Source organism: Citricoccus sp. NPDC079358 (assembly GCF_040702545.1).
In the GTDB taxonomy this organism is placed as follows: domain Bacteria; phylum Actinomycetota; class Actinomycetes; order Actinomycetales; family Micrococcaceae; genus Citricoccus.
The window spans coordinates 71,794-96,340 of the sequence record NZ_JBFBLI010000009.1 but is presented as its reverse complement, the minus strand read 5'-3'; the positions used below and the strand labels follow the sequence as shown (position 1 = coordinate 96,340).

General features: G+C 69.0%; 23 protein-coding genes. 9 read left to right on the top strand and 14 right to left on the bottom strand.

What is annotated here, in order from left to right:
- Window positions 1-5: 5 nt before the first annotated feature.
- Window positions 6-1,076 (bottom strand): aldo/keto reductase, encoded by a 1,071-nt coding sequence (locus AB0333_RS12115; RefSeq protein WP_366218923.1) that lies wholly within the window; start codon window positions 1,074-1,076, stop codon window positions 6-8.
- A 161-nt stretch (window positions 1,077-1,237) separates the two neighbouring features.
- Here AB0333_RS12115 and AB0333_RS12110 point away from each other — a divergent pair, with 161 nt between their 5' ends.
- On the top strand, window positions 1,238-1,849 hold the full coding sequence (locus AB0333_RS12110) for a hypothetical protein (RefSeq protein ID WP_366218922.1): 612 nt from the start codon (window positions 1,238-1,240) through the stop codon (window positions 1,847-1,849).
- A gap of 7 nt (window positions 1,850-1,856) precedes the next feature.
- Here AB0333_RS12110 and tgt read toward each other — a convergent pair whose 3' ends face one another.
- From tgt to AB0333_RS12090, 4 genes are all read right to left on the bottom strand, one after another.
- Window positions 1,857-3,191 carry a tRNA guanosine(34) transglycosylase Tgt gene (gene tgt / locus AB0333_RS12105; protein WP_366218921.1) on the bottom strand — a complete coding sequence of 445 codons (1,335 nt, stop codon included), beginning with the start codon at window positions 3,189-3,191 and terminating at the stop codon, window positions 1,857-1,859.
- Between the two features lie 59 nt (window positions 3,192-3,250).
- Window positions 3,251-4,192 (bottom strand): Abi family protein, encoded by a 942-nt coding sequence (locus AB0333_RS12100; RefSeq protein WP_366218920.1) that lies wholly within the window; start codon window positions 4,190-4,192, stop codon window positions 3,251-3,253.
- Between the two features lie 147 nt (window positions 4,193-4,339).
- Window positions 4,340-7,000 carry a DEAD/DEAH box helicase family protein gene (locus AB0333_RS12095; RefSeq protein ID WP_366218919.1) on the bottom strand — a complete coding sequence of 887 codons (2,661 nt, stop codon included), beginning with the start codon at window positions 6,998-7,000 and terminating at the stop codon, window positions 4,340-4,342.
- Window positions 6,997-9,063 (bottom strand): site-specific DNA-methyltransferase, encoded by a 2,067-nt coding sequence (locus AB0333_RS12090; RefSeq protein ID WP_366218918.1) that lies wholly within the window; start codon window positions 9,061-9,063, stop codon window positions 6,997-6,999. Before AB0333_RS12090 ends, AB0333_RS12095 begins: the two co-directional genes overlap by 4 nt.
- 144 nt (window positions 9,064-9,207) lie before the next feature.
- Between AB0333_RS12090 and AB0333_RS12085 the strand changes: the two genes are divergently transcribed.
- Both AB0333_RS12085 and AB0333_RS12080 read left to right on the top strand, forming a co-directional pair.
- On the top strand, window positions 9,208-10,347 hold the full coding sequence (locus AB0333_RS12085; protein ID WP_366218917.1) for an FUSC family protein: 1,140 nt from the start codon (window positions 9,208-9,210) through the stop codon (window positions 10,345-10,347).
- Window positions 10,348-10,467: 120 nt separating this feature from the next.
- On the top strand, window positions 10,468-11,010 hold the full coding sequence (locus tag AB0333_RS12080; RefSeq protein WP_366218916.1) for a LapA family protein: 543 nt from the start codon (window positions 10,468-10,470) through the stop codon (window positions 11,008-11,010).
- A gap of 10 nt (window positions 11,011-11,020) precedes the next feature.
- On the opposite strand, the gene AB0333_RS12075 is transcribed toward AB0333_RS12080, so the two are convergent.
- Window positions 11,021-11,935 carry a DUF6707 family protein gene (locus AB0333_RS12075; protein WP_366218915.1) on the bottom strand — a complete coding sequence of 305 codons (915 nt, stop codon included), beginning with the start codon at window positions 11,933-11,935 and terminating at the stop codon, window positions 11,021-11,023.
- Window positions 11,936-11,938: 3 nt separating this feature from the next.
- Entirely contained in the window at window positions 11,939-12,478 is a 540-nt protein-coding gene (locus AB0333_RS12070) for an NUDIX hydrolase family protein (protein ID WP_366218914.1), read from the bottom strand.
- A gap of 230 nt (window positions 12,479-12,708) precedes the next feature.
- Here AB0333_RS12070 and AB0333_RS12065 point away from each other — a divergent pair, with 230 nt between their 5' ends.
- Genes AB0333_RS12065 through AB0333_RS12045 form a run of 5 tightly spaced genes read left to right on the top strand, consistent with a single transcriptional unit; the run spans window position 12,709 to window position 16,544 of the window.
- Complete coding sequence (locus AB0333_RS12065) at window positions 12,709-13,050, top strand: hypothetical protein (RefSeq protein WP_366218913.1); 342 nt, start codon at window positions 12,709-12,711, stop codon at window positions 13,048-13,050.
- Window positions 13,050-14,177, top strand: a complete 1,128-nt coding sequence (locus tag AB0333_RS12060) for a glycine zipper domain-containing protein (RefSeq protein WP_366218912.1) — start codon at window positions 13,050-13,052, stop codon at window positions 14,175-14,177. Before AB0333_RS12065 ends, AB0333_RS12060 begins: the two co-directional genes overlap by 1 nt.
- A gap of 59 nt (window positions 14,178-14,236) precedes the next feature.
- The gene (locus tag AB0333_RS12055) at window positions 14,237-14,677 is read left to right on the top strand and encodes a hypothetical protein (protein ID WP_366218911.1); all 441 of its coding nucleotides are present in this window, start codon (window positions 14,237-14,239) and stop codon (window positions 14,675-14,677) included.
- Window position 14,678: 1 nt separating this feature from the next.
- Window positions 14,679-16,088 carry a hypothetical protein gene (locus AB0333_RS12050; protein WP_366218910.1) on the top strand — a complete coding sequence of 470 codons (1,410 nt, stop codon included), beginning with the start codon at window positions 14,679-14,681 and terminating at the stop codon, window positions 16,086-16,088.
- A gap of 24 nt (window positions 16,089-16,112) precedes the next feature.
- Window positions 16,113-16,544 (top strand): hypothetical protein, encoded by a 432-nt coding sequence (locus AB0333_RS12045; RefSeq protein WP_366218909.1) that lies wholly within the window; start codon window positions 16,113-16,115, stop codon window positions 16,542-16,544.
- A 4-nt stretch (window positions 16,545-16,548) separates the two neighbouring features.
- Here AB0333_RS12045 and AB0333_RS12040 read toward each other — a convergent pair whose 3' ends face one another.
- Both AB0333_RS12040 and AB0333_RS12035 read right to left on the bottom strand, forming a co-directional pair.
- Window positions 16,549-17,319 carry a glutamine amidotransferase gene (locus AB0333_RS12040; RefSeq protein WP_366218908.1) on the bottom strand — a complete coding sequence of 257 codons (771 nt, stop codon included), beginning with the start codon at window positions 17,317-17,319 and terminating at the stop codon, window positions 16,549-16,551.
- A gap of 9 nt (window positions 17,320-17,328) precedes the next feature.
- The gene (locus AB0333_RS12035; protein ID WP_366218907.1) at window positions 17,329-18,531 is read right to left on the bottom strand and encodes an NADH:flavin oxidoreductase/NADH oxidase; all 1,203 of its coding nucleotides are present in this window, start codon (window positions 18,529-18,531) and stop codon (window positions 17,329-17,331) included.
- Window positions 18,532-18,579: 48 nt separating this feature from the next.
- Between AB0333_RS12035 and AB0333_RS12030 the strand changes: the two genes are divergently transcribed.
- On the top strand, window positions 18,580-18,888 hold the full coding sequence (locus AB0333_RS12030) for a hypothetical protein (RefSeq protein ID WP_366218906.1): 309 nt from the start codon (window positions 18,580-18,582) through the stop codon (window positions 18,886-18,888).
- On the opposite strand, the gene AB0333_RS12025 is transcribed toward AB0333_RS12030, so the two are convergent.
- From AB0333_RS12025 to AB0333_RS12005, 5 genes are all read right to left on the bottom strand, one after another.
- Window positions 18,885-20,696 carry a hypothetical protein gene (locus tag AB0333_RS12025; RefSeq protein WP_366218905.1) on the bottom strand — a complete coding sequence of 604 codons (1,812 nt, stop codon included), beginning with the start codon at window positions 20,694-20,696 and terminating at the stop codon, window positions 18,885-18,887. The two genes, AB0333_RS12030 and AB0333_RS12025, sit on opposite strands and share 4 nt — an antisense overlap.
- A 3-nt stretch (window positions 20,697-20,699) precedes the next feature.
- Window positions 20,700-21,305 (bottom strand): VTT domain-containing protein, encoded by a 606-nt coding sequence (locus AB0333_RS12020; RefSeq protein WP_366218969.1) that lies wholly within the window; start codon window positions 21,303-21,305, stop codon window positions 20,700-20,702.
- A gap of 5 nt (window positions 21,306-21,310) precedes the next feature.
- Window positions 21,311-22,330, bottom strand: coding sequence for a pseudouridine synthase (locus AB0333_RS12015; RefSeq protein ID WP_366218904.1), 1,020 nt, complete (start codon window positions 22,328-22,330; stop codon window positions 21,311-21,313).
- Between the two features lie 67 nt (window positions 22,331-22,397).
- On the bottom strand, window positions 22,398-23,588 hold the full coding sequence (locus AB0333_RS12010; RefSeq protein WP_366218903.1) for a sugar phosphate nucleotidyltransferase: 1,191 nt from the start codon (window positions 23,586-23,588) through the stop codon (window positions 22,398-22,400).
- Between the two features lie 43 nt (window positions 23,589-23,631).
- Window positions 23,632-24,546, bottom strand: a complete 915-nt coding sequence (locus AB0333_RS12005) for a DNA-formamidopyrimidine glycosylase family protein (RefSeq protein WP_366218902.1) — start codon at window positions 24,544-24,546, stop codon at window positions 23,632-23,634.
- Between the last annotated feature and the right edge of the window lies 1 nt (window position 24,547).

Sequence of the window (24,547 nt, the reverse complement as noted above, 5' to 3'; positions counted from 1 at the left end):
GGCGCTCAGTCGATCCGGGCGGAGACGTTCCAGATGTCGATGGTGGACTCGCGGCCGGTGATCGCATCGATACGCGCCAGCTCCTCATCCGTGAACGCCGTGTTGGCCAGGGCGCCGAGGTTCTCGTCCAGCTGTCCCGTGGAGGAGGCGCCCAGCAGCACCGAGGTCACCCCGCCCTCGCGCAGCAGCCAGGCGATGGCCAGCTGGGCCAGGGTCTGGCCGCGCTCACCGGCCACCTCATTCAGCGCCCGGGCCGTCGCGAGGTTCTCCTCGGTGAGGTGACCGGACAGGGAGGTGCGGCCGCCGGAGGGGACGGCGCCGTCGTCGTGCAGGTACTTGTCCGTCAGCAGGCCCTGGGCCAGCGGTGTGAAGGCGATGGACCCCATGCCCTGCTCCTGCAGGGTCTGCAGGAGGCCGTCCTCCACCCAGCGGTTGAGCAGGGAGTAGGCCGGCTGGTGGATCACCAGCGGAGTGCCCAGCTCCCGGGCGATGCGCTGGGCCTCGACCGTGCGCTCGGGCGAGTAGGAGGACAGTCCCACGTAGAGCGCCTTGCCCTGCGTGACCAGGGTGTGCAGGGCACCGATGGTCTCCTCCAGGGGCGTGTCCGCATCCGCGCGGTGCGAGTAGAACAGGTCCACGTAGTCCAGGCCCATCCGCTGCAGGGAGGCGTCCGCGGAGGCCAGGATGTACTTGCGGGAGCCCAGGTTGCCGTACGGCCCCGGCCACATGTTCCAGCCCGCCTTCGAGGAGATGATCAGCTCGTCACGGTAGCGGCCCAGGTCCTTGGCCAGGACGCGGCCGAAGTTCTCCTCGGCGGATCCGGCGGGCGGCCCGTAGTTGTTGGCCAGGTCGAAGTGGGTGATGCCGCGGTCGAAGGCATGGGTCAGGATCTCCCGCTGCGTGGAGAAGGGACGGTTGTCCCCGAAGTTCCACCACAGTCCCAGGCTGATCGGCGGCAGCGCGAGGCCCGTCGCGCCGACCCGGCGGTAGCCGGTGGACTCATAGCGGTCCGCAGCCGCCACGTAGGGGGCGTGGTGTTCGGGCGTGGGTACGGGGCGGATCTCACCGGTGCTCATGCAGTTCCTCCAAGACGTTCGTCGGTCCTCTACCGTGGAGCACTGTACGCTCCGGATGGCAGGCTGAGGACATAAGCGAAACACAGGGCCATCCAGCCGCCACCGGCGAACCCACCGCCCGGTTCGAGCGGGATGGTCCGGGCTGCCGCACCATTGTGGAGGTGGCCGTCCCCGCAACCGCCGAGGAGGTCTGGGAATCGGTCGCCACCGGCCCCGGCTACCGGCGCTGGTTCGTCGAGGCCGAGCTGGAGCCCCGCGTCGGCGGCACCCTGGTCACCCACCATGGCGACTTCGGCGACTCCGAGGGCACGCTGCCCGGCTGGCGGTCCGCGCTACGGCTGCTCGCCGAGTTCCACACCCACTTCGCCGGGCGGCAGACCGCCCAGGCCCTGGTGATGCGCGAGGTCCCGGCGGGGCACCGGTTGACGGTGCTGCTGGGACTGGACGGGGCCGTCGTCGGGCAGCAGGCCACCGCCCGCGCCGAGGCTGGTGGGCGGCACCTCGCGGTGACCGGCATGGTGATCGAGGCGAGCGGCGGCCCGACCGGTGAGGGGCCGACGCAGCAGGACTCCGTGGTGCTGCGCGTGGCCGACGGTGCTGCACCGGGCGTCTACGAGTTCGGCACCATGCAGTACGGCGAGACCCGGATGTCCGTGGTGCGTGGCTACCTGCACGTCCCGGCCGATGCGGACCCGGGGGTCGCCGAGGCGGCCCAGGCCGCCCGGGCCGTAGAGCACGACTGGGCCGCCGTCCTCGACGCACTCCTGGCGTGACGGCCGGTCAGGCCTTCGGCGCGTAGTAGCGGCCCAGCACCTCGTCCTTCAGGTCCCAGAACGTGCCGTCCTGGATGGAGACGCGGATCCGGTCCACCAGGCGCACGGTGAAGCGCTCGTTGTGGACGGAGATCAGCGTGTGCGCCACCATCTCCTTGGCCTTGATGAGGTGATGGATGTAGGCCCGCGTGTAGTGGGCGCAGGTGTAGCAGTCGCAGCCCTCCTCCAGCGGGGAGAAGTCGCGCTTGTACTTGGCCCCGGGCAGGTTGAAGCGGCCGTCGGTGGTGTAGAAGGCACCGGTGCGGGCCACGCGGGTGGGGGAGACACAGTCGAAGGTGTCCGCCCCGTTCTCCACGGCGGTGAACAGGTCGTCCGGTTCGGAGATGCCCAACAGGTGCCGTGGCTTGTCCTCCGGCAGTTCCTCGGCGCACCAACTGACAATCGTGCCCAGGTTCGCCTTCTCCAGGGCCCCGCCGATCCCGTAGCCGTCGAAACCGTGCTGGAGGGCCTCACTGCCGCCGTCGGGGAAGCCCGTGCGCATGCCGGCCAGGTCGCCGCAGGCCTGGCGCCGCAGGTCCTCGTACTGGGCCCCCTGGATGACGCCGAACAGGGCCTGGTAGGGCTTGGCCGCGCGCTCGCAGGTCAGACGGGCGTGCTCGTCGAGGCAGCGTTGGGCCCAGCGGCGGGTGCGTTCCAGCGCCTCCTCCTGGTAGCCGCGGGAGTTGTGCAGGGTGGTGAGCTCGTCGAAGGCGAACATGATGTCCGCGCCGAGCTGGTGCTGGATGCCGACGGAGACCTCGGGGGTGAACCGGTGCTGGTCCCCGTTGAGGTGGGACTTGAACCAGACCCCGTCCTCATCCACGTTGGCCAGTCGCTCCTTGCCGGGCGCCACGGCATCGTCCGCACCCTGACCGGAAGGGGCCTTCGGTCCGGCCATGTCGATGACCTTCTTGAACCCCGATCCCAGGCTCATCACCTGGAAGCCACCCGAGTCCGTGAACGTCGGCCCGTGCCAGTTCATGAACGGGCCCAGACCGCCGGCCTCGTCCAGCAGGTCCGCCCCGGGCTGCAGGTACAGGTGGTAGGCGTTAGCCAGCAGGGCCTGCGCGCCGAGCTCCGCCATGGCCTCCGGCAGCACGGCCTTCACGGTGGCCTGCGTGGCCACCGGGATGAACGCCGGCGTCTGGATGGTCCCGTGCGGGGTGGTGATGGTCCCGGTGCGGCCCTGGCGCGGCTGCCCGTCCGGTCCGGTCAGGCGGGAGCCGACGGCGAAGGCGAAGTCCCGCGGCGAGGCGGTGGTTGGTACATGGTCGGCAGGGGTCGGGGCCTGGTCGGTGGGCATAGATTCCATCGTATGGTGGGCAGGCTCGGGGAGATGCGGGTCAGCTTTGGTTTACCACGTCATTCGTCCCACAGTGGAAATTTGTTCCAGTCATTCGGTGCTCCAGTGTGTCGTAGGGGAACTGCGTTCACCTCGGGGTACGTGGCGAGAACCGCAGGAATCAGCCGAGGATTTCCGATGCTGAGCCGTCGAAGAATGTACTGAATCACAGTGAGCTGTCCGAAGGCTCGATTCATGACGGAGGCGTGTTGAACAAGTTCGGGGTGCGTGCTCCGTGATGGGAGTTTGGGCTTGAGGTCATACACACGGTTGAACATGCGCCCGTGGTGGGCTGCGACATTGCGAACGATGTTGAGGGACTTGAGCCAGGACTCCATCTGGGGTGCGCTGATACCGATAGCGTCGGCAACAGCTGTGCGCGTGCCATGTGGGGACATGGCGAACAGGTGAGTCAGCTGGCCCCAATCGAGTATCTCGACGGCAGCCCATACAGGGAGTTTGCCGCTGTATCGGAGGTGATGGTGTCTGACGAAGTCCTCATGGGACAGCGCGAGTTCGCGATCGTATTTCTCACGCCATCTCACATAGCGTTCGGAGGGGGCGCTCGATTTCGCTCGTCGCGCGACCGGCCCAAGACGAGAGGGATCCAGATGTATATGTTGAGCAATTCGGCCCAACTCGTGCCCCAGCAATGCTCGGACGGTCAGCTCGATGGGTGATAAGGCTGCGAAGATCGCCGTTCTCAACCTGATGTCGAACTCATAGAGTGCGATCACGTCAGTGATCGTTGTGCCGGGCAGAAAGGAATCGGTGCGACGACTCTCATCGACTGCCATTTTCCGAAATGGATACCAGTATCCGGAGAGGCGGTAGTAGTTGATCTGCTGCAACTTATGGGCAGCCCAATCGCGGTCTCTGATGTACATTCCGCGTTTGACGAGCCGATCAACTTGTTCGTCGTATGACTTGAATTCCTTGGGATTCTTCTCCTGTTCAGCCATGGGTGATCCCACAGGGCTGGTTAAAATGAAGACCGGCCCTGGACCCCACCGAGGTGGAGCGGAACCGGTCATGATGCGTCCATTCTAGCGCAAAATTTCTGTCGGTGGGGACGGCGAGGCCGACGATTCGGCCAACTGAACAGGTATTCACGGCGTCACCACGGGGTTCGAACTGGCCACGAGATCCTTCCAGGATCCGGCCCGCTCCACCTCGGACTCGTAGGCGATGAGGTAGCCCCAGGTCTGCTCGTCGAAGCTCTCGACGCCGAGGAGATCGACCACATGCCGCTCGGCTGCGGCTCGCTTGAGCTGGACAGTTTCGTCCTGAGCGCCGGCATCATTCTTGCCCTCAACGATCCAGTGCACGCCATCGGTGTCCAGGGCCAGGAAATCCGGATGGTAGGCGTTCCGAGGGGTGTAGGCGATGCTCGCCCGGTCTCGGGGCTCAAGCCGCAACCACCAGACGATGTCCGGGGAAATATCCAGTTTCTGAGCCAACGCGTATTCACCGGAGAAGGAGTCGAATCGTGCGGCGGTCAACAGACTCCGGTCCCAGCCGCCATACCACCGCCGCCGGACGAAGTCGGCCCGGGCGTCCACTGGCTCGTGGACGGTTTCGCCCAGCGGCAGAGAGAACGACGGCGTGGAGGGAACCCGCACAGGAATCACGGTGGACACGGTTCGAGCGCGGGCTTGGTGGTTGCGAACAGACTCTCGGAGCAGGTCCTCCAGGCGACCCACCGCGGAGGCGGCCGATTTCACCGTCCAGTTGTCAATCCGGGCCTGGTTCATCAACTCGGGGACCAGATAGCGCCGGATCGTGGTCACATTGGCGGCGGTGCGGGGCACAGCCTGGACGGCCCCGCCGGCGGCCACTAGTGCCGCCTCGACCTCGTCTGCATCCATCGGTACGGACTCGACGTTCGCCTGCTGCGTGGCGCGGGTGGTGATCCGTCGCTTGAGCCGGTTGATGACGATTTCGTCGCGGGCGATGACGTCGCCGGCGTCGGTGATGCGCTCCGCCGCCCGCCGGATGTCGTCACGGTCCACCATGCTGACGGTGAAGGGCTCGACGGACCGCTCCATCGTCACCGAGGGGAAGGCCACGGAGAACCCGGATACGCGGGCGAACTTATCCTGCAGCTGGACCACGTCCGGTACCGGAATATGCATGCCGCCCAGATCGGCGTCGTCGTCTAGCAGGACCGCCGTGACAGCAGGTGTGGCGACGCTCCACGCGGCGGTGCTGTGGTCCAAGAAGCCGTCGCGCTCTGGGTTGCCGTCGCTTTGGGTGTCGGGCTGGTCGGTCAGGGGCACGACGACGGCCTCGCCTCGATCAGTCAGCTCGCCCCAGGTGCCGCCCGGCCGGCCGATGTCGTCCGCGGTGCCGCTATCACCCGTTCCATCATGGGAGGTGCCGGTCCACTGCGTGCCGGTGGCCGGCGTCGTCAGGTCCACACGCCGGGCCGCGGGCGGGACCGCCTTCTCCAGACCGAACTCCTTGAGGATCTGTTCCGAGCTGAGCATCTTCTTGAAGGAGGCGTGACTGAGCACGTCCAGGGTGTCGATGGTGCGGTGGCCCGTGTACTCGCCGAAGGGCAGACGCAGCCCCCGGCCGATGGTCTGCTGGGTGAGTACCTCGGAGACCATGGCGCGCAGGGTGACCATGACGGCGATGGATCGGACATCCCATCCCTCCTTGAGCTTGTTCACGCTGACCACGGCGCGCACAGTCGAGCGAGCCTGGTCGATGTCCTCCAGCCGTTGGAGGGTGACAGCATCCTCGTGTTCATTGTCCACCTGGAGCACGGCGTCGTCGGACCCCAGGTATGCAGGGGAGCGGAGCAGCGAGGCGATTTGGGTGGCGTGCTGGACGTCCGCGCAGACCACGAACAGCACGGCGTTGACCCGCTTCCCACCCGGATTAACTGCGGCGTGAGCTTCATAGGCGGCCTGTTTGGTGGCCAGCAGGGTTAGGGCATCGCGCAGCTGCAGTTCCTCGCCGCCCTCCTCCGGGTATCCGGACTCCCGGTAGGCGATGACCGGGGTCTTCACCATCATCTCGGCGATCGCCCGGTAGAGCGGGTACCGGTAGACCACATGATCCCTCGGGCCGGCAGAGGCGGTCAGTCCCACGGAGGCGGCGGGGTGCAGGTCTCGCACTGCCTGGTGGAAGGCCTTGGCCTGGGAGCCGTAGAGGTGGGACTCGTCCGCGATGACCACCAGGTCCTCCTGCTGCTGCAGGTAGTCGTAGAGGTTGCCGGCGGACTCGTCGACGCGGCGGATGCGCCGCTGGGTGGCTTGGACACCGCCGCCGGAGGTCTCACCCTCGAGCTCCTTCGGGGCGATGAGCTGCTGAATGTTGAACACGAACAGCTGCACCGCCTCCTCCGCGCCGAACAGCTGGCCGGTGGGAGAGGCTTGCGCCGTGCGCCAAGCGGAGTAGTCCTGGGGCGTGGTGACCTGGGGCTCCACGGCGGATCCGGCGATGTACCGGCGGGTGCCGGGGGTGAAGTTCTGGACCGTCTTGGACTGGACCACCTTGGACGGGGTGACCACCATGACGTGCCGGATGCCCTGCCGCCGCAGGTACTCGATGAGTCCGGCCATCAGGTAGGTCTTGCCGGAACCGGTGCACATGTCCATCACCAGCGGGGTGGACGGCTCGTAGTCGCCGGTGAGAGCGACGATCAGTTCTCGTAGCCCTTCGCGGTTGTGCTGGCGCAGGCCGAACTCGCGGCCGATCTGGTCGATGACGGCCTGGTCCAGGGTGAGGGTGAGCGGTGCTGCGGTCCGCGGCGCGATCACGGGGCCACCTCCATCGGCTGGGTTTGGGGTTTGGGTTCGGGGTCCGGGGTCAGAACTCCGGTATCACGGTCCGGCGCGTGGTGGCGGAACAGGTCGTCGGGCACATGCAGGACCCGCACGCCGCGGGCCTGCCGGCGCAGGGCCGCCGCGACGCCGTCCTCCCGGCCGAGCGCTGCGATGGTCAGGCCCTCGTCCTCGCCGAGGTGGCTGGCCAGGTCCAGGGCGGCCTCGGTGGTGACGGTGCCCTCCACCACGGCCAGCCGCATGCTGCCGCGGACGCCGTCGAATTGTGGGTTCTCTGGGGTGAGCCGGAAACCGAGGTTGGCGGCCACGGAGCGGATGAGGGTTTCTCCGGTGGCGTGCTCGGTGAGCAGCACCATGCCGAGCTCTGGGTCGTAGTCGAAGGCCGGCGGGGCGAGGTGTGCGGTGGTGAATCCGCCGCCGCCGCGCCAGGTCAGGGCGTCCTGGGTCTTGACGGTCTTGGTCAGGGCCTTGAGCTGCTTAACGGCGGGGTCCGTCTTGAGCCCCTCGGGGTCGTCCTTGACGACCTTGTTGAGCAGGCTCGTGAACCGTTGGGCGTCCTCCGCCGTCATGCCCTCTGGGAGTACGACGTCGGCCGCGGCCTCGCGCTGACCGGCCACCTGGGTGATCCCGCCCGGGTCCTCGCCGCGCACCACCTTCTCCAGCCGGGGCCGGGTGAAGCGGTGGATGGTGTCCTCCAGCAACTCGCAGGTCACCCAGCGACGGCCCATCTTCTGCGCGACCGCGGCCGTGGTGCCCGAGCCGGCGAAGACGTCCAGCACGATGTCCCCGGGGTTAGTGGCGATGTGGATGACGCGTTCGAGCAGGCGCTCGGGTTTGGGGGTGGAGAAGTGCGATTCCGCTGGGAAGAGCGCTCCGATCTCCTTCTTGGCCGCGTCCGTGTGCCCGACGTCTTCAAAGTTGAGAAGGTTCGCCGGCGTTCGGCCGGGCATTTCCTTCAGGTATGACTTTCGGCGGAACCCGCCGAATCCGCCTTGGGTCAGCATGAAGAGCGGCCATACGTTGTGGTTGTAGACGTTCCAGGCCCGGTCTACGTCATGCTTATTCCGGTTGGGTATCACCAGCGGCGGCACATTGGTTCGAGCGGTCACGCTCGGGCCAGCGATTCTTTGCTGCCTCTCGATCTCAGTTGATGTGACGGGCCCGTACTCGTACCTGCCCCATCCACGCATGATCTCCAGCATCTTTGCTTGTGAGAAACGCCAGCAGCTTCCGACACTCGGGTAGACCATCTCTCCCGTGATCGGATGCTGGATTCCGAAGATCATGCCCAAGTGCGTTGAGGCCCCCGGAGCATTGGGGTTGTCGGTTGTCCACGGGCCGCGGGGATCGTTGTCTGGATTCGTGTACCGGGAGTCCATCTCTGCCGTACGAGGAAGGCGGTTGGCCGTGAACTGATCGGATCGTCGATACACCACAATGAAGTCTGTGACGGCGGGGATGGATGTCGAATCGTTTCTGGGAGAGTAGGTCTTCTCCCACACCATCTCAGCAACGAAGTTGCCGGCGCCGAAGACCTCGTCCATGAGGAGCCGCATGCGGTGGACCTCCACGTCGTCGAGGTGCACCCAGATGGAGCCCTCGGGGCTCAGCAGCTTGCGCAGGTGCAGGAGCCGGTCCCGCATCATGGTCAGCCACACGGAGTGTTCGAGGTTGTCCTCGTAGTGGGTAAAGGTCTGAGAGGTGTTGAACGGCGGGTCGATGTAGATGCACTTGACCTGGCCCACGTACTGCTCGGCCAGTTCGGGGACGCGGGTGAGGGCCTCCAGCACGTCGCCGGACTCGCCGTGGATCAGCAGGTTCTCAGACTGCGGCGCCAGCTCGGCCCGGTCCGTGTAGCTCCGGGCCGGGTCCTTCGGTGCCTGTTCACCGCGGACCGCCTCGTCGAGCACCAGCGGGCGGATCTCGCAGTAGCGGGGGTCGCGGGGGTCCACCCAGGAGTAGCCGTAGCGGCCGTGCTCGGTGGGGATGAGCGCCTTGTCCTTGTTGACCCACGTCAGCTCCAGCCGCTGCTGCGCCATTCCACTCCTTCGTGTTCATCACAATTGGTGGTCTGTTTGGTCACGACTAGCCGGGATTGGCCGGTGACCACCACACTTTCAATGGTATGTAACAAGAAGGACAGGTTAAGTCAGAGGCAAACCAGGGGGATGATGGGCTTGAGCATGGACGAGGCTGCACAGCAGAAGCGGACTCGGCTCGCGGATATCAACCCGATCCCCTCGTTCTTCACCATGGCTCCGGCCGACCGGGACCACGAGGTGGGCATCCGGTGCGGCATCACCGTGCTGGTGCCGCTGCTGACCCTGCTGCTCGTGGACCGCATCGACCTGGCCATCTTCGCCTCCTTCGGCGCCTTCACGGCGATCTACGGGCGCAACCTCAAGCACGGGGCCCGCATGCAGATGCAGGTGCGTGCCGGGGGACTGATGTTGGTGGTGCTGCTGCTGGCCACGCTCGCCGGTCGCAACGGCATGTCCGAGGGGGAGAACCCCTGGGCGCTGGTGGGGCTGACCACGGTGGTGGCCGGCGCCTGCGCTGTGGTCACCGCGTACTGGGGTCTGCGCCCGGCTGGCTCTCTGTTCCAGATCTTCGCCTTCGCGGCCGTGGCCTCCGTGCCGCACCAGCCGCCCGTGGGGGAGGCCCTGCTGACCGCCGCCGGGACCATCGCCTTCGCGCTGTTGGTGGGAATCGCAGGTCGCCTGCACCCCGAGCACCGCCATGCCTTCGTCTGGCCCCGCGGGGAGGCGATCACCGTCGAGCGGCACCGCATCATCTGGTCCGAGGGCATCTGGTACGTGGTGGCCGCCGGCGTGTCCGGGTCCCTGGCCACACTCCTGGGCCCCGTCCTCGGAACCGAGCATGTCTACTGGGCCATGGTGGCCGCCGTCGTGCCCCTCGTGGGGCACTCCACCCGGTACCGGGTCAACCGGGGCCTGCAGCGTATCGTCGGCACATTCCTGGGCCTGCTGGTGCTGGCCGTGATCCTGTGGATCCACCCGCCGCTGTGGGGAATCGTGCTGATCATCGCCCTCCTGCAGTGCACCGCCGAGCTCTACATCGCCCGCCAGTACGTCCTGGCGCAAACGGCCGTCACCCCGCTGGCACTGCTCTCCACGGTTCTGGCGATGAGCGCCTCCACCGATGTGATCGACACCGAAGGCCTGCTCTACGACCGGTTCGTCGAGACCGTGATCGGTGCCTTCGTGGGCATGGTCTGCGTCCTGACGCCCTGGGCCTGGCGCAAGTGGGTGCTGCACTCGACGAGTCCGTCGCGCATCTCTCCGTCGGCGAACCCGAGCTGACCGACCGGCCCGGCGCCCGCCCCGGCGGCCTCCCACGGTGAGTGCGCCGTGGGAGTTGAGTGGGTGGGAGATCGGCAGTAGCTTGGCCAGTACCAACCGGTGACGAGAGTGAGATCTGACATGGACCGTAGACCCGATTCCTCTCGAGGCGAGCAGCGTCCCGAGGCAGCCTCCGGCAAGAGTCCCGTCGATCCCGGGGCGAACCCCACCGCGGGCGAGCCGCTGGGCGCCACCTCGGGTGCCGTGGAACCGGTGCCACGGGGCGAGATGGCGTTGGACTATGAGACCGAGTCCGATCCTGTGGAGGCCACCGGCGGCCGGGAGCGGGGCTCCACGGGTGCGTCAGCGCCCCGCGCGATCACCGACCCCTCCCTGGACCACCCCAGCCGCACGGGCGTCAGCGGAGGCACCTGGATCGCCCTGATCCTCGGGGCCGTGGTGCTCGTGCTGTTGCTGATCTTCATCCTGCAGAACAACGTGGACGCGGACTTCGCCTACTTCGGCTGGAGCTTCAGCCTGCCCCTGGGCGTCGCGATGCTGTTCGCGGCGATCGCCGGAGTGCTCGTGATGGGGCTCTTCGGCTCCGTGCGGCTCATCAAGCTTGGCCACCGGGTGCGCAAGCTGCAGAGGGAGCGCGAGACCATCAAGGACCAGCTCCGGTAGTCCCTCCGGCTCAGTCCTCGGAGGCCAGCGTCTCCGCCAGAGCGCGCAACGCCGTGACCTCGCGGCGCACGCGCCGGTCCAGTTCCTCTTGCGTGAAGGTCTCCGAGCCACCACGGGCCCGCAGGTACATCAGCGTGGCCAGCCGGGATTCGCGCCATCCGCGTTCGCTGATCGGATCACCGTTGGCCTCGGCGCGCAGCACCTCGCGGTCGTAGAGGTTCGGCTCGTTCATCTGCCGCTGGCGGATCTCGGCGGCCCGCTGGGCGCGGATCGGATCCTCTTCGTACTGGTCCGGCTCTGCCAGGCGGGCACCGGCCGCCCGGCCCTCCGACTCCTCGCCGCGGTGGAAGTGGATGTTGGCGGCCAGGGCCAGCGAGGACTCGATGGACTTCCAGCGCCCCATCGCGCCGTCATAGGGCAGCTGGGTCAACAGGGTCGTCAACCGCAGGGCGCCGTCGGAGTCATCCAGGTCGATGAACAGGTGCCGGGCCAGCGTGTCGATGTCCTCGAGTTGGGCGCCCGAGCGCAGGTTGATGCCGCGGGACAGCTTCGAGGCCACGGCCAGCACGTGCTGGTTGTCCGGGTGCAGCTGGGCGACCTCCACGACAGTGGCCTCGGGGCTGCCCTCCTCCACGGGGGAGAGGTCCGTGCTGACGTCCAGGTTCGGTGCCGGCCGGTGAGTGCGCACGCGGATCGTGGAGCCGTAGGCGATCCGCACCTCGCGGCCATCGGACAGGGTGGCGACCACGAGGGCCGGGGTGCCGAAATCATCGCGGGTGGTGCGGATCTGGGCCACGGGGGTCGACGGCTCACCCTGACGGGTCAGGAACCTGTCGCCCGGCCCGACCTGCTGGGCCTTGACGGAGCGCAGGTAGTCTCCTGCGGCGTCGTGCGTTCCGGTGCTCTGGGGGTTCGGGGCGGTCATGGCTCAGCGCCCCCAGCCCACGTGGGCGAGGGCCTGGCGCACCAGGTTTCCGCGGCCCCCGATGAACTCGGACTGGATCGTCTCGCTGACGGCCTCCTCCGGGGTCAGCCAGGACAGCTCGAGGGCGTCGCCGCGGGGTTGGCACTCACCGGTCACGGGGACCAGGTAGGCCAGAGCCACGGCGTGCTGGCGGTCGTCCGTCAGCCCGGTCTCCGACGGGCTCGGGAAGTACTCGGCCACCGTGAACGGGGTGATGGACGGCGGCAGCTGCGGCAGGGCGAGCGGGCCCAGGTCCTTCTCCAGGTGGCGCATGAGGGCGGCGCGCACAGTCTCCCGGTACTGCACTCGGCCGGAGACCAGGGTGCGGCGCAGGTGTCCGTCACCGTCGGCCAGGTAGAGCAGCCCGATCTCCGACACGTATCCGAGGGGGTCCAGGCGGACCGGCAGGGCCTCCACGTAGACCATGGGCAGGCGGCGGCGGGCCTCGTACAGTTCCTCTTCCGACAGCCACCCGGGATTCGGGTCGGGGGTGCGAACGTTCATGCCTCAGTTCTACCCGAGTCCGGTGCACCGGTCACGCCGACGGACCGTGGAGGGCTCGGTCCGGGGCAATCATCCCGGCGGGCATGGGGAGTTCTCCCCATGCCCGCCGGTGGCCACGAGGGAGGGGAGCCCATAAAGTTCGTACTGACCCGAGTAAGACCGTTGCCCGGGGCCTGGAACGGGGCCTGGAACGGGGGCTGCGCCCCGGACATCGGAACAGTGAGGACAATGTGGCTTTACCGGATTGGACGGTGTACGAGGGGACAGCGCAGACCGTGGTGGACAACACGCTGGAGCAGGCCAATGAGTTCGACAGCCTGGAGACCACCGCGGGCAACGCCTTCGAGGCGGCGATCGGCACCTGCAAGTCGGCCTTGATCACCGGAGCCCTGCAGTCCACTCATGACGAGTACATCGGCAAGCTCCTCACGCTGGCCAAGTGGCGCGGCCTGAATGTGGGCAACGAGGGCCAGAAGATCATCAATGCCTGGGTGAACGCCTCGGAGACCATGGCCGTGGACGCCCGCCACGCGATGGATGACGTCGTGACCAGTGACGAGGAGGCCAACTGATGGCGGTTGACCTCTCCGGGCTGCCGGAACTCCCGGACACCTCCGCGCTGCGTTCGGATGCCACCCAGATCAAGACGGTGGGTGACGATGTCGACCAGAACTGCATCGACACCCGCAATGCCTGGACCCCCATCGACGCTGCCATCATCAGCCCCACCGGCCAGGAGCAGATGGTCAATGCCCTGGACGTGATGCTGGACTATGGCGACGGTGTCAGTCTCTCCACGCAGGCCATCGAGCAGGCGCTCTCGGACTACTGCGACGAGATCGACGCACTCAAGTCGCGTTATGAGGCGGCGGTTGGCCAGGCCCAGATGTGCTGGGCGGAATCCACCCCGGAGGACCCCAACCACCGGGAGAACAAGGAACAGGCCGCACAGACCGAGGTCAACGCCGTGGCGGACTTGCTGCTGGAGCTGGAGCAGACCTGCGCCGATTCCATCACGTCGGCCAATCCCGCGGCACCCGGGCCAGGGGGTGCAGGGCACCCCTCGACAGGCGCCGTCAGCAGTGCCACACAGGAGCTGCTGGACCGGCTGAGGGTGGACCAGTACTCCTTCGAGATCCTCGAGAGCGTCACCATCGAGACCAGGGTCTCGGCCTTCCATCTGGAGATCCAGATGGCCGACGGGTCGAGGTTCTCCTACTCGGAGCTGTCCGTTGAGCAGAGCGTGACCACCAGGTCGACCCGATATGACGTCGCCGAGGTCGGCCTCGACACCAGCAGGAACCCCGACCCGGACGCCCCGAGCGCCCTGGGCGAGGTGCCTCGGTGGGCCAAGATCGGCGGCAATGTCCTCGGCGCCCTGGACATCGGCTTGTCCCTCTACGGCAATTACACCGAGGAATATAATCAGGACCTACTCGAGAATCCGGACATGACCGAGGCCGAGCGCAGGAACAGCGCTGTCGAGTCCGCGGCGTGGGGAGCCGGTGGTGCAACCGCCGGTGCGGCAGCCGGGGCATTCCTCGGCAGTTTCATTCCCATTCCCGTCGTCGGGACCGTGGTCGGAGGTGTGGTCGGGGGGTTCGTTGGCGAACTGGCCGGGAACACCATCGACAACATGCGCGACGGCGAGGGCTTCGGAGAATCCATCGGCAACGCATGGAATAGTCTGTGGGGCTGAGCCGCTCTCGAATCGGGTGGCCCGCACTGGAGGACACGGACTCTGTAAGGACGGTGGGCATGGACCTCGAGGCGGCAGCGGTGGGCATGTTCCTGATCATCTCCGGGGCCAGCTTGATCGCCATTTCAGTGGTCTCCTACCGGGGCAAGTATCTGAAGTGGGTGTTGTTCCGTCCCGTCGGGGCACCCTTCGGGCCGTTGTGGGCCCTGTTTCCCATGGTGCTGCTCGGCGCGGCCGTGATTTACAGCGGGGTGCATGTCTGGTACACGATGTCCCTGCCCAATCCGGAATCACGGCCACCGCTCGCAGACACAGTGTGGTTGACCGTGGTTGCCGTGGCCTTCGTGGCCACCTTCGTCCTCAGCCATTGGTTGCCGGGTGCCCTGAAGCCGGCCTGGTACCGCGAGTGGGAGGATCGGGGGAGGCCCGAGGCTGAGATCCGCGAGATCATCGCGGCACGGAAGAACCGGAAAGGACATCGCCGTGGCGGAGGAGCCTGACATGGACCAGAACGACGTTCCACGCGGCCCCGCCGGGGAACCTTGGACGGATCACCTGTCCGGCGGCCTGTCGCTGAGGCTGCCGGAACGGTGGACCGTTCCGGAGGGCTTCAGTACGACTCCTGGCAGCCACGGCGTATGGACCGATCAGCCTGGTGGCGCCACCGGCCGCCGAGACGGCGGATTCACGGCCAACGCCGTCTTGACCTCGAACCACTTCACCGGGACGGTGACCCAGCTGTCCACCGTACTGATGGCCGCGGTCACGGTCACGCAGGCGATGCCGCAGTTCCTGGCTGTGGACGAGTTGGATCCCCTCCGCCATGGCGGACTCACCGGCCGCAGGCTGGAGTACACCTATGCAGCGGACCGTCACCTGGTGCACGTCGTGCAGTACGCCTTCCTGCTTTCCGGGGCGGCCGTGGTGCTGACCCTGTCCTGTGCCGAGGCTGAGATCGCCGAGTGGGACGCCGCCTTCCGGCGCATCGCCGAAAGTGTCGCCGTCGATCCTGCGGGCCTGAGCGAGTGGGCCGGCCCGGAGTTCGCCTTCACGCCGGACCGGGAACCCGCACTGGAGGAGTTCGCCTCGGTGCGCGGGCAGCGCCCCCTGGAGCGGCTGGGCCAGTTGGCCGAACTCCAGCCCTACCGCAGCGCCGCTCCATGGCTGGGGGCTGAGGAGGTCAGATTGCTTGAGCGGCTGTCCGCCACCACGTCCGTGTCTCAGGATGCCGGCCGTGTCCGGATCACCGGCGGCCTGGGTCGGCTGGAGATCGGGGCTGCGGGACCGGAGTTGGACCGGCTGGTCACGCAGGGGCTGGCTGAGTCCGAGGGCCGGCTGACCGAGCAGGGCGCTGTGTTCACCGCCGCCTGGCGTCAGACTACGGCCTCGTTCCGGATCACCGCTCAGACCGAAGCACGGAACTCGATGTACCAGATGTGGTTCGGGTCCCGGGGCGAAGCCCTCGTGCTGGCAGGGCCCGCCGTGACCACTCAGGCCGACGACGACGCTCCCGCCGGCGCACTGCGTCCTGAACTGCTGGACCAGGCCGAGGCGGCCCATGACGTGGCGGCCTGGCTGGGTCTGTCCCCGGCGTGGGGCCTGGACGTCGGGACGGCTCCGCTGGACCGGGGCGCCGTGCTGGCCCGCATCGACGCGCGGACAGCGCCTCCGGAGACTGCCAGCCCGGAACTCGTCCGCGTCTGGGAGGAGCCCTGGCTGGTCTGGACCGTGCAGCCTGCCGATGACCGGCCGCCGGTCACCTACCTGCGAGCGGGGATCCACGGCCAGTACCGCATGGTCGCCACCGGGGAGGGCATCATCCTGGAGGCCACCGCCACCCGGAACGTCTACCGTGACCTCGTGATCCGTCTGGTCCCCGAGGGAATGGACCGGTCCGCCGTCCAGGCGTGATCGTCGAGGAGCGGGGGAGCAGTCGTGTCTGATCTGACGACGGGTGTGGTGGTGGGTGCCGTGGTGGCCCTGGTCGGTGCGGGCTTCCTGCTGACGGCGTGGCTGTCCTACAGCGGACGGTTCCGGAGCTGGGTGCTGGTGCGGCCACCGCTGACCCTGACGGGGCGGTACTGGGGCCTGCTGTCCATGGCTCTGGCCGGGATCGGCGGGCTGTTCGTGGCTGTTTTCGGTGGCCTCATCCTCGCGGCCGGTGGCACCGGCTCGGCCCCTGGTGGATGGTCGCTCGCACTGACGGTGGGCCTGGTCGCCAGCCTGGTGGCCGCCGTGTGGACCAGCCATCGACTGCTCCGCGCCCTGAAGCCAGCGTGGTACCGAGACTGGGAAGATCGGGGCATCACCGAGCAAGAGATCACTGCCTGGCTGCAGGAGCGGAAGTCCAGCCGGACCTCTCGCTAGCCAGTCAGCGCGCGTACCGACAACGGAAGTTCGCCAGGACCTTCTGCGGCTCGGTCACCGTGGCCGCCCGCACGCGCTCGAAGAGTTCTTCCGTCTCGGCCGGCTCGTAGTAGCCGTGGCCCGCGTAGGTCTCCAGGCGGAACAGCAGTCCGGGCAGATCCAGTTCGGGGTGGAATTGGGTGGCGTACTGGTGCCGTCCGATCCGGAACATCTGCACCGGGCAGGCCTCGCCGGAGACCAGCACCTCGGCGTGAGGCGGGAGGAGGCGGACGGCCTCCTTGTGCCCCACAAAGGCGGTGAACTCCACAGCCACGCCGGCCAGCAAAGGATCCTGCCGCCCGGCCTCGGTCACCCGCACGACGGCGGTCCCGGCCGGTTCCCCATAGGTCCCGTCCACCGTGGCCCCCTGGTGAAGGCCGAGGGTGCCGACGCCGTAGCAGGCTCCGAGGAACGGGATGTCCCGGTCCAGCACCACATCCAGCATCCGCCGCAGCTCGGCCTCGACGGCGACCTGCAGGTCGGATTTCAACTCCTCCGGGTCGGAGGAGTTGAATGGGCCGCCGCCGACCACCACCCCGGAATGGCGGCCCAGGAGAGCCTCCCAGTCGACGTCCGCGGTGCCGCCCGACGACGGCCGGGCGGCCGCGACGAGACGGTCCAGCCGCAGCGGGGTCAGCTCGCCGTCGGCGAAGCCTCCGAGTGCGGTGGTGGAGCGGACCTCATCCGCCGCGACGGCATCGTCCGCGCGGGTCTGGATCAGCAGGAAGGGCAGCACCCGTTCGGGTCAGCCGGCCACGCCTGCGGCAGCGGTTTCCCGCTGGCGCACCGGCGTGGACAGTCGGCCCCAGGAACCCCGGTGGTAGGCCGGAGCCAGGAGCTGCCGCCACCGCTCGTCGCCGAGCGACTGGGCGGCCTCCACAGGCCAGTTGGGGTGGACGAGGGCCGCCCGGCCGATGTCGACGGCATCCGCCCGGCCTTCGGCGAGCACGGACTCGGCGAGCTCGGGATCGGTGATCGCCCCGACGGCCGAGACGAACAGGCGGCGGGAGGCGCCGTCGTCGGACACCGGCATGCCCTGCCCCGCGGCCAGGGTGAGGTCGGCCGTGCCGGCGCGGACGGCGTCGGCCAGGGGGACCTGGTAGGCGGGCCCGGTCGGCCCCTGGAAGGTGTCCCCGATGCCACCGGAGGAGACATCCACCCAGTCCAGGCCGAGGCCGGTGAGTTCGCGGACGAGGCGGACGGTGTCCTGTTCGCCCCAGCTGTCCTCGAGCCAGTCGGAGCCGGAGAGCCGGAGGCCGAGGATCTTCTCCCCCGGCCACACCTCACGGACCGCCTGCACGATCCGGCGGACCAGACGGGTGCGGTTCTCGAAGGAGCCGCCCCACTCGTCGCTCCGGCGGTTGGTGACGGGGGACAGGAACTGGTGGATGAGGTAGCCGTGGGCTCCGTGGATCTGCACCGCGTCGAAGCCGGCCTCGTCAGCGCGGCGGGCGGACGCGGCGAAGGCCTCGATGACCTGCTCGATCTCGGCACCTCTCAGCTCCCGGGTGGGGCCGACGGCGGAGACGGCCGGGACACCGGAGGGGGAGACGGTCTCCCAGCCGCCCTCGTCCAACGGGATCTCGTCCCCCGGGTAGCCGGGGTGGGCGGGCCACGTGGAGGCCTTGGAGCCGGCGTGGGCCAGCTGGATGGCCGGGACGGCCCCCTGCGAGCGGATGAAGTCGACGATCGGGGCCCAGGCATCGCGCTGCGCATCGTTCCACAGGCCGGTGTCCTGATCCGAGATGCGCCCCTCGGGGAGGACCGAGGAGGCCTCGGCCACCACCATGCCGAAGCCGCCGGAGGCGCGGGCACCCAGGTGCGCCAGGTGCCAGGGTCCGGGCACGCCGTCCTTGGCGGTGACGCTGTACTGGCACATGGGCGGCAGGATCAGCCGATTGCGCAGGGTGAGGCCGGACACGGTCACGGGATCGAAGAGAAGACTCATGTCAGGCACAACCACGGGGCGGCCCGGCAGTATTCCTAGACTGACCCCATGCCGTCCTTCCGCGCCCGCCTCCAGATCGGTGACCTGCTGCCCGGCCATGGCCCCGAAGAGGTGATGGACCGTGCCGAGACGGCCCTCGCCGCCACCCACAACGTGGAAGCCAAGGACCTGGAGGTGGTGGCCCGGGTGCCGCGCATCGTTCTGCGGTTCACGGTTCCCGACTCCACCTGGGACTCGGAGAACCGCGCCGCCCTGGCTGCGGCCGGCCGGATGCGCGGGGGCGTCCGGGACGTGGCCACGACCGGCCGGCTGGACGTGCTCCGCCGGGACCGCGGCCGGTGGATGCCGGTGGGCTAGAACTCGTCGACCTCGTGGCCCAGGGCGGCCCGGTGCTCGGCGTGGTTGATCCGGTAGCGGCGGTTCTCGGTGGCCAGCAGCACCATGAAGAGGCCCATGGCGGCCACGATTGCGACCCAGACGGAGGTCATGGACCCCACGAGCCGGGGCACCAGGATCGCGGCCAGGCCCCACGAGAGGCCGAGGGCGATGCTGATGCGGCCGCGCTCGGTCATGGACATCATGGCCGTACCCCAGACCACCACCACCAGGGTGAGCACGGCCCAGACCGGGCCGGGGATCCAGAGCAGGTTGACGCCGAGGGACTGCAGCCAGACGGACGCGTTCGTGGCGGCGAAGATCAGGGCCCATCCCGTGAACAGCCCGATCATGCCGTCCGTGATGGCGCGCTCCATGCGGCTCCGCGCGGTGTAGAGGTTCAGCTGATGGACGCTGTCCACCAGGAGATAACCCAGGGCGAGCCAGACGAACAGTTCGACGCCGAGCATGACCCCGGTCCGGGCGAGGACGAACCAGGCCACCGTGGCCACCAGGGCCGCTGCCACGCGCCAGCCGGTGGCGCGTTGACGGTCCGCGGAGGCCTGGCTCGGCAACCACTGGTGCACCGTGTAGATGCCGAGGGCCACCCACAGCACCGGCCAGATGAGCTGATGCCAGAAGGCCATGGACAGCATGGAGAAGCCGCCGGCGAACCGTCCCTGATGCAGGTCGTGCAGCCAGGGCCCGGTGGCGTCCTCGCCCAGGAAACCGAGGCCGTAGACGCCGCCGAGCACGAACGCCAGGTAGGCCGCGGTCACGGTGACCCGGCGGAGCAGGTCCAGCGAGGTCGGCGCCGGGTCCGCTTCTCGGGAGGGCAGGTTGTAGGGCGGGATGTAGCCGTGGGGCGCCGGCGCCAGCTCTGGCTCCGTGGCGGCCACCGGCCGGGTGCGCCGGACCGTGGAGGCCTCGATGGCCTGGGCCTTCTCCACGATCCGGTCGCGGTGACGCCATTCCGGCAAGGAGGCCCGGGCCCGTTCCAGCAGCTGGGCGTCGGTCAGGTTCTCGCCGCGCTCCTCGAGCATGGCGCGCCGTTCCGCCGGGGGCACCCAGTCGGTCCCATCGGACTCGCGGGCCGCGACCTGCAGGGCCCACGTCTCGCGTTCCCGTTGGCGGGCCAGCCACTCCTCGTGCTCCTGGCGTTCCATCTCCCGGCGCAGGGCCTCTTCCTCGGCGCGCTGAAGTTCCAGCAGCCGTTCCCGCTCGAGGCGGGCCTCCTCCTCGGCCTGGCGCCGGGCCTCGAGTGCCGCCTCCTCGGCGGCGAGCCGTTCGGCCTCGAGCCGGTCTGCCTCGGCCTGCTCGGCGGCGCGCTGGCGCTCAAGCTCCGCCTGCCGTTCGGCCTCGGCGCGGTCGGCGGCGGCCTTCCGCTCGGCAGCGGACTTCTCCTCGGCGCGGCGCTCCCGTTCCGCCTCGCGGTGGGCCTTCTGCCGATCGTAGGCGGCCTTCATGGTGCTCGGCGACTCGTAGATGGACTGGGAGACCTTGTCCCAGTCGGGCTCGCCGAGGGAATCGAGCCAGTCGTTGAAGGACTCGAGAGGGCCCTGGGTCTCGTGGGTGTTGGCGTGCCGCAGGCGTGGCTGGTCGTTGGCGGGCTTCGGCGAAGAATCCGGGGCGGCTTCAGCTGCGGCTTCGGTGGCTTCGGCGGCACTGCCGGGGACGCGATCCGGGCGTGACCCGTCACCCGCTCCGGTGGCTGCCGGACCGGACGGCTTCTCCGCCGCGGCCTTCATCCGTTCCAGCGCAGCAGAGGACGACGACGACTCAGCGTCCACCCATCACCTCTCCCCGAAGCGCCGCCGGACGGCGACGATCCCCGCAATGATCAACCCTGCAAGGGTACCCAATCCCATGCCCACCACGGCGCTCGCCCAGAACGGTAGGCCTGTCGCGCTGCCAGTGAACCAGCCGAGTCCCACCATGTACACGGACCACACGGCAGAACCGATGCCTGACAGGGCCAGGAACGGGCCCCAGGGGATGCCGGCGATCCCGGCGGCGGCCATGGAGGCCGTCCGGCCACCCGACACGAAGCGCAATACGAACAGGGACGCGTACCCCGGCGCCGGGCCGGCCTTGTCCAGCAGCCGCAGGATCCCACGGTGGATACGCTGACCCCACGAGGCCCGGTCGAGCAGCCCGGTCAACTGGAACCGGAAGAGGGCATACAGCCCGACGTCCCCGGCCCAGCACCCCAGCCACGCCGCCAGCACCGAGGGGACCAGCGCCACGCTGCCCAGCTGGGACATGGCCCCCGAGCCGATGACGAACAGCTCGCTCGGCACGGGCGGCACGGGTGCGTCAACGGCCACCAGGACCGCGGTCAACACGTGGAACCACCCGCCCAGCGATTCGACCCAGGAGGTGTCCAGGCCCGACGGCATGCCCGTCACGCCCCCAGCCCCGGGCGTTCGGCCAGCGCCAGCCGGGAGCTGAACTGCCGAGGGGAACCGGTCAGCGGGTCCGTGAACCCGATCGTCTGGGCCAGCAGCTGCAGCGGCCGGTCGTAATCGTCCGGGGCGGCGTCCAACAGGACCGGATAGAACGGGTCGTTGAGGATTCCCAGCCCGAGGGCGGCCAGGTGCACGCGCAACTGGTGGGTGCGTCCGGTGCGCGGGTGCAGGCGGACATGCGCGACGCCGGCTCCCGCCCAGGTGCCCGTGGAGACGCCCGTTCCGATCAGCTCGATCCGGGTCTCCGCATTGGCCCCCACGGTCGGCCGGTTCGTCTTCCGTCCCGGCCGGGTGGCCTGGCTCAGGGTGCGGCCCGACTCCCGGGGACCGTAGTCCAGCGTGCGAGCGGTGAGCACCCCCTTCACCTTGTCCATCCGGTTGCGGTAGGTCAGCGGGAACCGGCCTGCCGCGCCGCCCTCGGGAAGTGCCGAGACGGCCTCGTAGACCTTCCAGATCTGGCGCCGTTCGAAGAGCACCTGGTACGCGCCCCGGGTGTCCGGGTGGGTGGAGAACATCACGACGCCGGCGGTCGCCCGGTCTAGACGGTGCATGGGCACGAGGTGGTCCAGCCCGAGCTGGTTGCGCAACCGCACCAGCGCCGATTCCTGCACGAAGCGGCCGCCCGGCGTGGTGGGGAGGAAATGCGGCTTGTCCGCCACCACCAGATGCTCGTCCTGGTGGAGCACCGTGATGGGGAAGGGGATGGGCGCCTCCTGCGGAACACTGCGGTAGTACCAGACGAAGTCGTGGGCACTCAGGGGGGTGTGCTCGGTAACCGTGGTGCCGTCGGCGGCGCGGACCTCGCCGGTGCGGAAACGTTCGACGATCCCCACCGGATCCACATGGCCCCACCGGTGCAGCACGTAGGCCAGGATGGTGTCCCAACCGCGGTCCGGGACGGTGAGGCGGGTGGCGTTCACGCCGTCACGGACGGGCAGAGGCGGCGACTGGGACACGGCCCCAGTCTTCCAGACCGCAGAGCCATGGACGGACGGCGGCTCGGGCGGCGGCTCGGACGGGATGTCAGGTCCCGGTGGTCTCGTCCGCGCTCGCGGGCCCGCGGTCGGCCGGCACGAGGACCGTGATGTTGCCGGGGCCGGGTCTCGTCCGGCCGGAGCGTCCGCTGGGGATCTCCGCTCCGACGTCCGCGATGACCGACTCCAACTCGGCTCCCGCGGGGACCACGCAGTCTCCGAGCAGGACCGACCGGGACACCCGGGCGCCGGCCTCCACCACCACGCCGGGGCCGACGACGCTGTGCTCGACCTCACCCCCGATCCGGCAGCCGGCCGACACGAGGGAGGCGGACACCGTGGCCCGGGTGTCGATCCAGGCCGGAGGGGCATGCTTCGGATTGGTGATCAGCGGCCAGCCGGGCCGGTCCAGGTCCAGGCCGGTGCCGTCCAGCAGTTCCATGTGCGCTTTGAAGTAGGCGTCCACGGTGCCGACGTCCCGCCAGTACCCCTCCAGCCGGTAGGCGTGGGTGCTCCGGTGCTCCACGAAGTGCGGCACGATCGACTCCCCGTAGTCGCCCAGGGAGTCCCCGTCCTCATCCCCCCGCTCTGCCGTGAGCCGGCGGGTCACCTGCCCGAGGGCGGCGACGTCGTAGATGAAGATCTCCGTGGCCACCAGGCAGCCGTCCGGATCCTCGGGCTTGTGGTCATAGCGGGTGACCGCGTGGTCCGCGTCCACCTGCACCACCCCGAAACGGGACGGGTCCTCGTCCGTCTGCGTGGTCACCACGGTCAGCTCTGATCCCCGGGCGCGGTGCTGCTCCAGGGCGGGCCGCAGGTCGAACTGGTACAGGTGGTCGGCGCTGAGCACCACCACGGTGTCCGCGCCGAAGGCCTCCAGCAGGGGCACCTGCTGGTGCAGGGCGTGCCCGTTGCCGGCGGCGAAGCCCTCCTCGGTGCGCCCCTCGGCCGGGGGCAGCAGACGCAGGCCGTGACGGGTGCCGTCCAGGTCCCAGGGCCGGCCACCGGCCAGGTGCTGGTTCAGGGTGAAGGGCCGGTACTGCTCCACGATCCACACGTCCCTCAGGCCCGAGTTGGCCAGGTTGGACAGGACCACATCGATGAGCCGGTACTGGCCGGCCACCGGGACGGCCGGTTTGGACCGGGCATCGGTCAGTGGGGACAGCCGGCTGCCCTGGCCTCCGGCCAGGACGAGGGCCACGGTGGAATGGGCGCGGTCCTGCGGAAAGGGATCGGCCATCTCAGCCTCCTTGCGGATCGGACGTGCCGCGGTGCCGGAACGGTCACCGCTGGCACTGCCTGCACCAGTACAGGGTACGTTCCACGGTCCCGTCTCCGAGAGCCCCGACCGTCACCGGACCGCCGCAGCGCAGGCACCCCTCGCGCTGGCGGCCGTAGACCCAGTATGGCGGTGTGTTCCGCCGTTCCGGCCGGGCCGTGGGGAGCATGACGCGCACGCCGTAGGGGGCGCCGTCGTCGGGCACCACGCTCGTGGTGGTGCGCCGGGGTGCCGGCCGGCCGGGCGGGGCCGGCGCCGTGTTGGCACGCATCAGGTCCCGGGCCAGGTCCACCAGGCCCGGCAGGTCGGGGACGGAGGAGACCGGCCGGTGCGGGTCCAGCCTGGCCAGCAGGAGGGCCTCGCAGCGGTAGATGTTGCCGATGCCGGAGAGCAGCCGTTGGTCCAGCAGGGCCAGTCCAAGGGGCCGCTCCGGGTTCGCGAGCAGCCGCCGGACCGCTTCCGCCCTCAGCTCGCCGGCGCGGTGCGGGTGTTCCCACTCCGGGTCCAGCAGGTCGGGACCGAGGAAGCCCAGCCGGTCCGGGACCTCCGCGGTGGGCAGGACCTCGAGCAGTCCCAGCTGGAACCCGACCACTTGGTGACGGGCCGTCTCCAGCACGCACCGGGCCTGCCACCCGGGATGGCGCCAGCGCGGCGTGACCGGGGACCCGGCGCCGTCCACCCGGGTGTACGTCTCCCAGCGGCCCTCCATCTTGAGGTGGGAGAGCGCGGTCAGTCCCTCGGCAGCATCGACCTCGAGCAGGAGGTACTTGGCCCGGGGCCGCACCGATCGCACGGCGCTGCCGCTCAGGTCCACGGTGGCCAGGCGGGGGACGCGAAAATCGGAGCGGAGCAGCTCCTGGCCTTCCAGCACCGGACGCAGCCGGTCGGCCAGCCGGACGAGGGAGTCACCTTCGGGCATG

Bases quoted from the DNA above. Each gene is read 5' to 3' on its own strand.
- AB0333_RS12090 (WP_366218918.1), bottom strand. From the start codon at position 9,063: ATGGCGCAGCAGCGGCTGGAGCTGACGTGGGTCAACAAGGACAAGGCG.
- AB0333_RS12080 (WP_366218916.1), top strand. From the start codon at position 10,468: ATGGACCGTAGACCCGATTCCTCTCGAGGCGAGCAGCGTCCCGAGGCA.
- AB0333_RS12070 (WP_366218914.1), bottom strand. From the start codon at position 12,478: ATGAACGTTCGCACCCCCGACCCGAATCCCGGGTGGCTGTCGGAAGAG.
- AB0333_RS12020 (WP_366218969.1), bottom strand. From the start codon at position 21,305: ATGCCGTCGGGCCTGGACACCTCCTGGGTCGAATCGCTGGGCGGGTGG.
- AB0333_RS12085 (WP_366218917.1), top strand. From the start codon at position 9,208: ATGGACGAGGCTGCACAGCAGAAGCGGACTCGGCTCGCGGATATCAAC.
- AB0333_RS12035 (WP_366218907.1), bottom strand. From the start codon at position 18,531: ATGAGTCTTCTCTTCGATCCCGTGACCGTGTCCGGCCTCACCCTGCGC.
- AB0333_RS12005 (WP_366218902.1), bottom strand. From the start codon at position 24,546: ATGCCCGAAGGTGACTCCCTCGTCCGGCTGGCCGACCGGCTGCGTCCG.
- AB0333_RS12030 (WP_366218906.1), top strand. From the start codon at position 18,580: ATGCCGTCCTTCCGCGCCCGCCTCCAGATCGGTGACCTGCTGCCCGGC.
- AB0333_RS12100 (WP_366218920.1), bottom strand. From the start codon at position 4,192: ATGGCTGAACAGGAGAAGAATCCCAAGGAATTCAAGTCATACGACGAA.
- AB0333_RS12010 (WP_366218903.1), bottom strand. From the start codon at position 23,588: ATGGCCGATCCCTTTCCGCAGGACCGCGCCCATTCCACCGTGGCCCTC.
- AB0333_RS12075 (WP_366218915.1), bottom strand. From the start codon at position 11,935: ATGACCGCCCCGAACCCCCAGAGCACCGGAACGCACGACGCCGCAGGA.
- AB0333_RS12060 (WP_366218912.1), top strand. From the start codon at position 13,050: ATGGCGGTTGACCTCTCCGGGCTGCCGGAACTCCCGGACACCTCCGCG.
- AB0333_RS12050 (WP_366218910.1), top strand. From the start codon at position 14,679: ATGGACCAGAACGACGTTCCACGCGGCCCCGCCGGGGAACCTTGGACG.
- tgt (WP_366218921.1), bottom strand. From the start codon at position 3,191: ATGCCCACCGACCAGGCCCCGACCCCTGCCGACCATGTACCAACCACC.
- AB0333_RS12055 (WP_366218911.1), top strand. From the start codon at position 14,237: ATGGACCTCGAGGCGGCAGCGGTGGGCATGTTCCTGATCATCTCCGGG.
- AB0333_RS12115 (WP_366218923.1), bottom strand. From the start codon at position 1,076: ATGAGCACCGGTGAGATCCGCCCCGTACCCACGCCCGAACACCACGCC.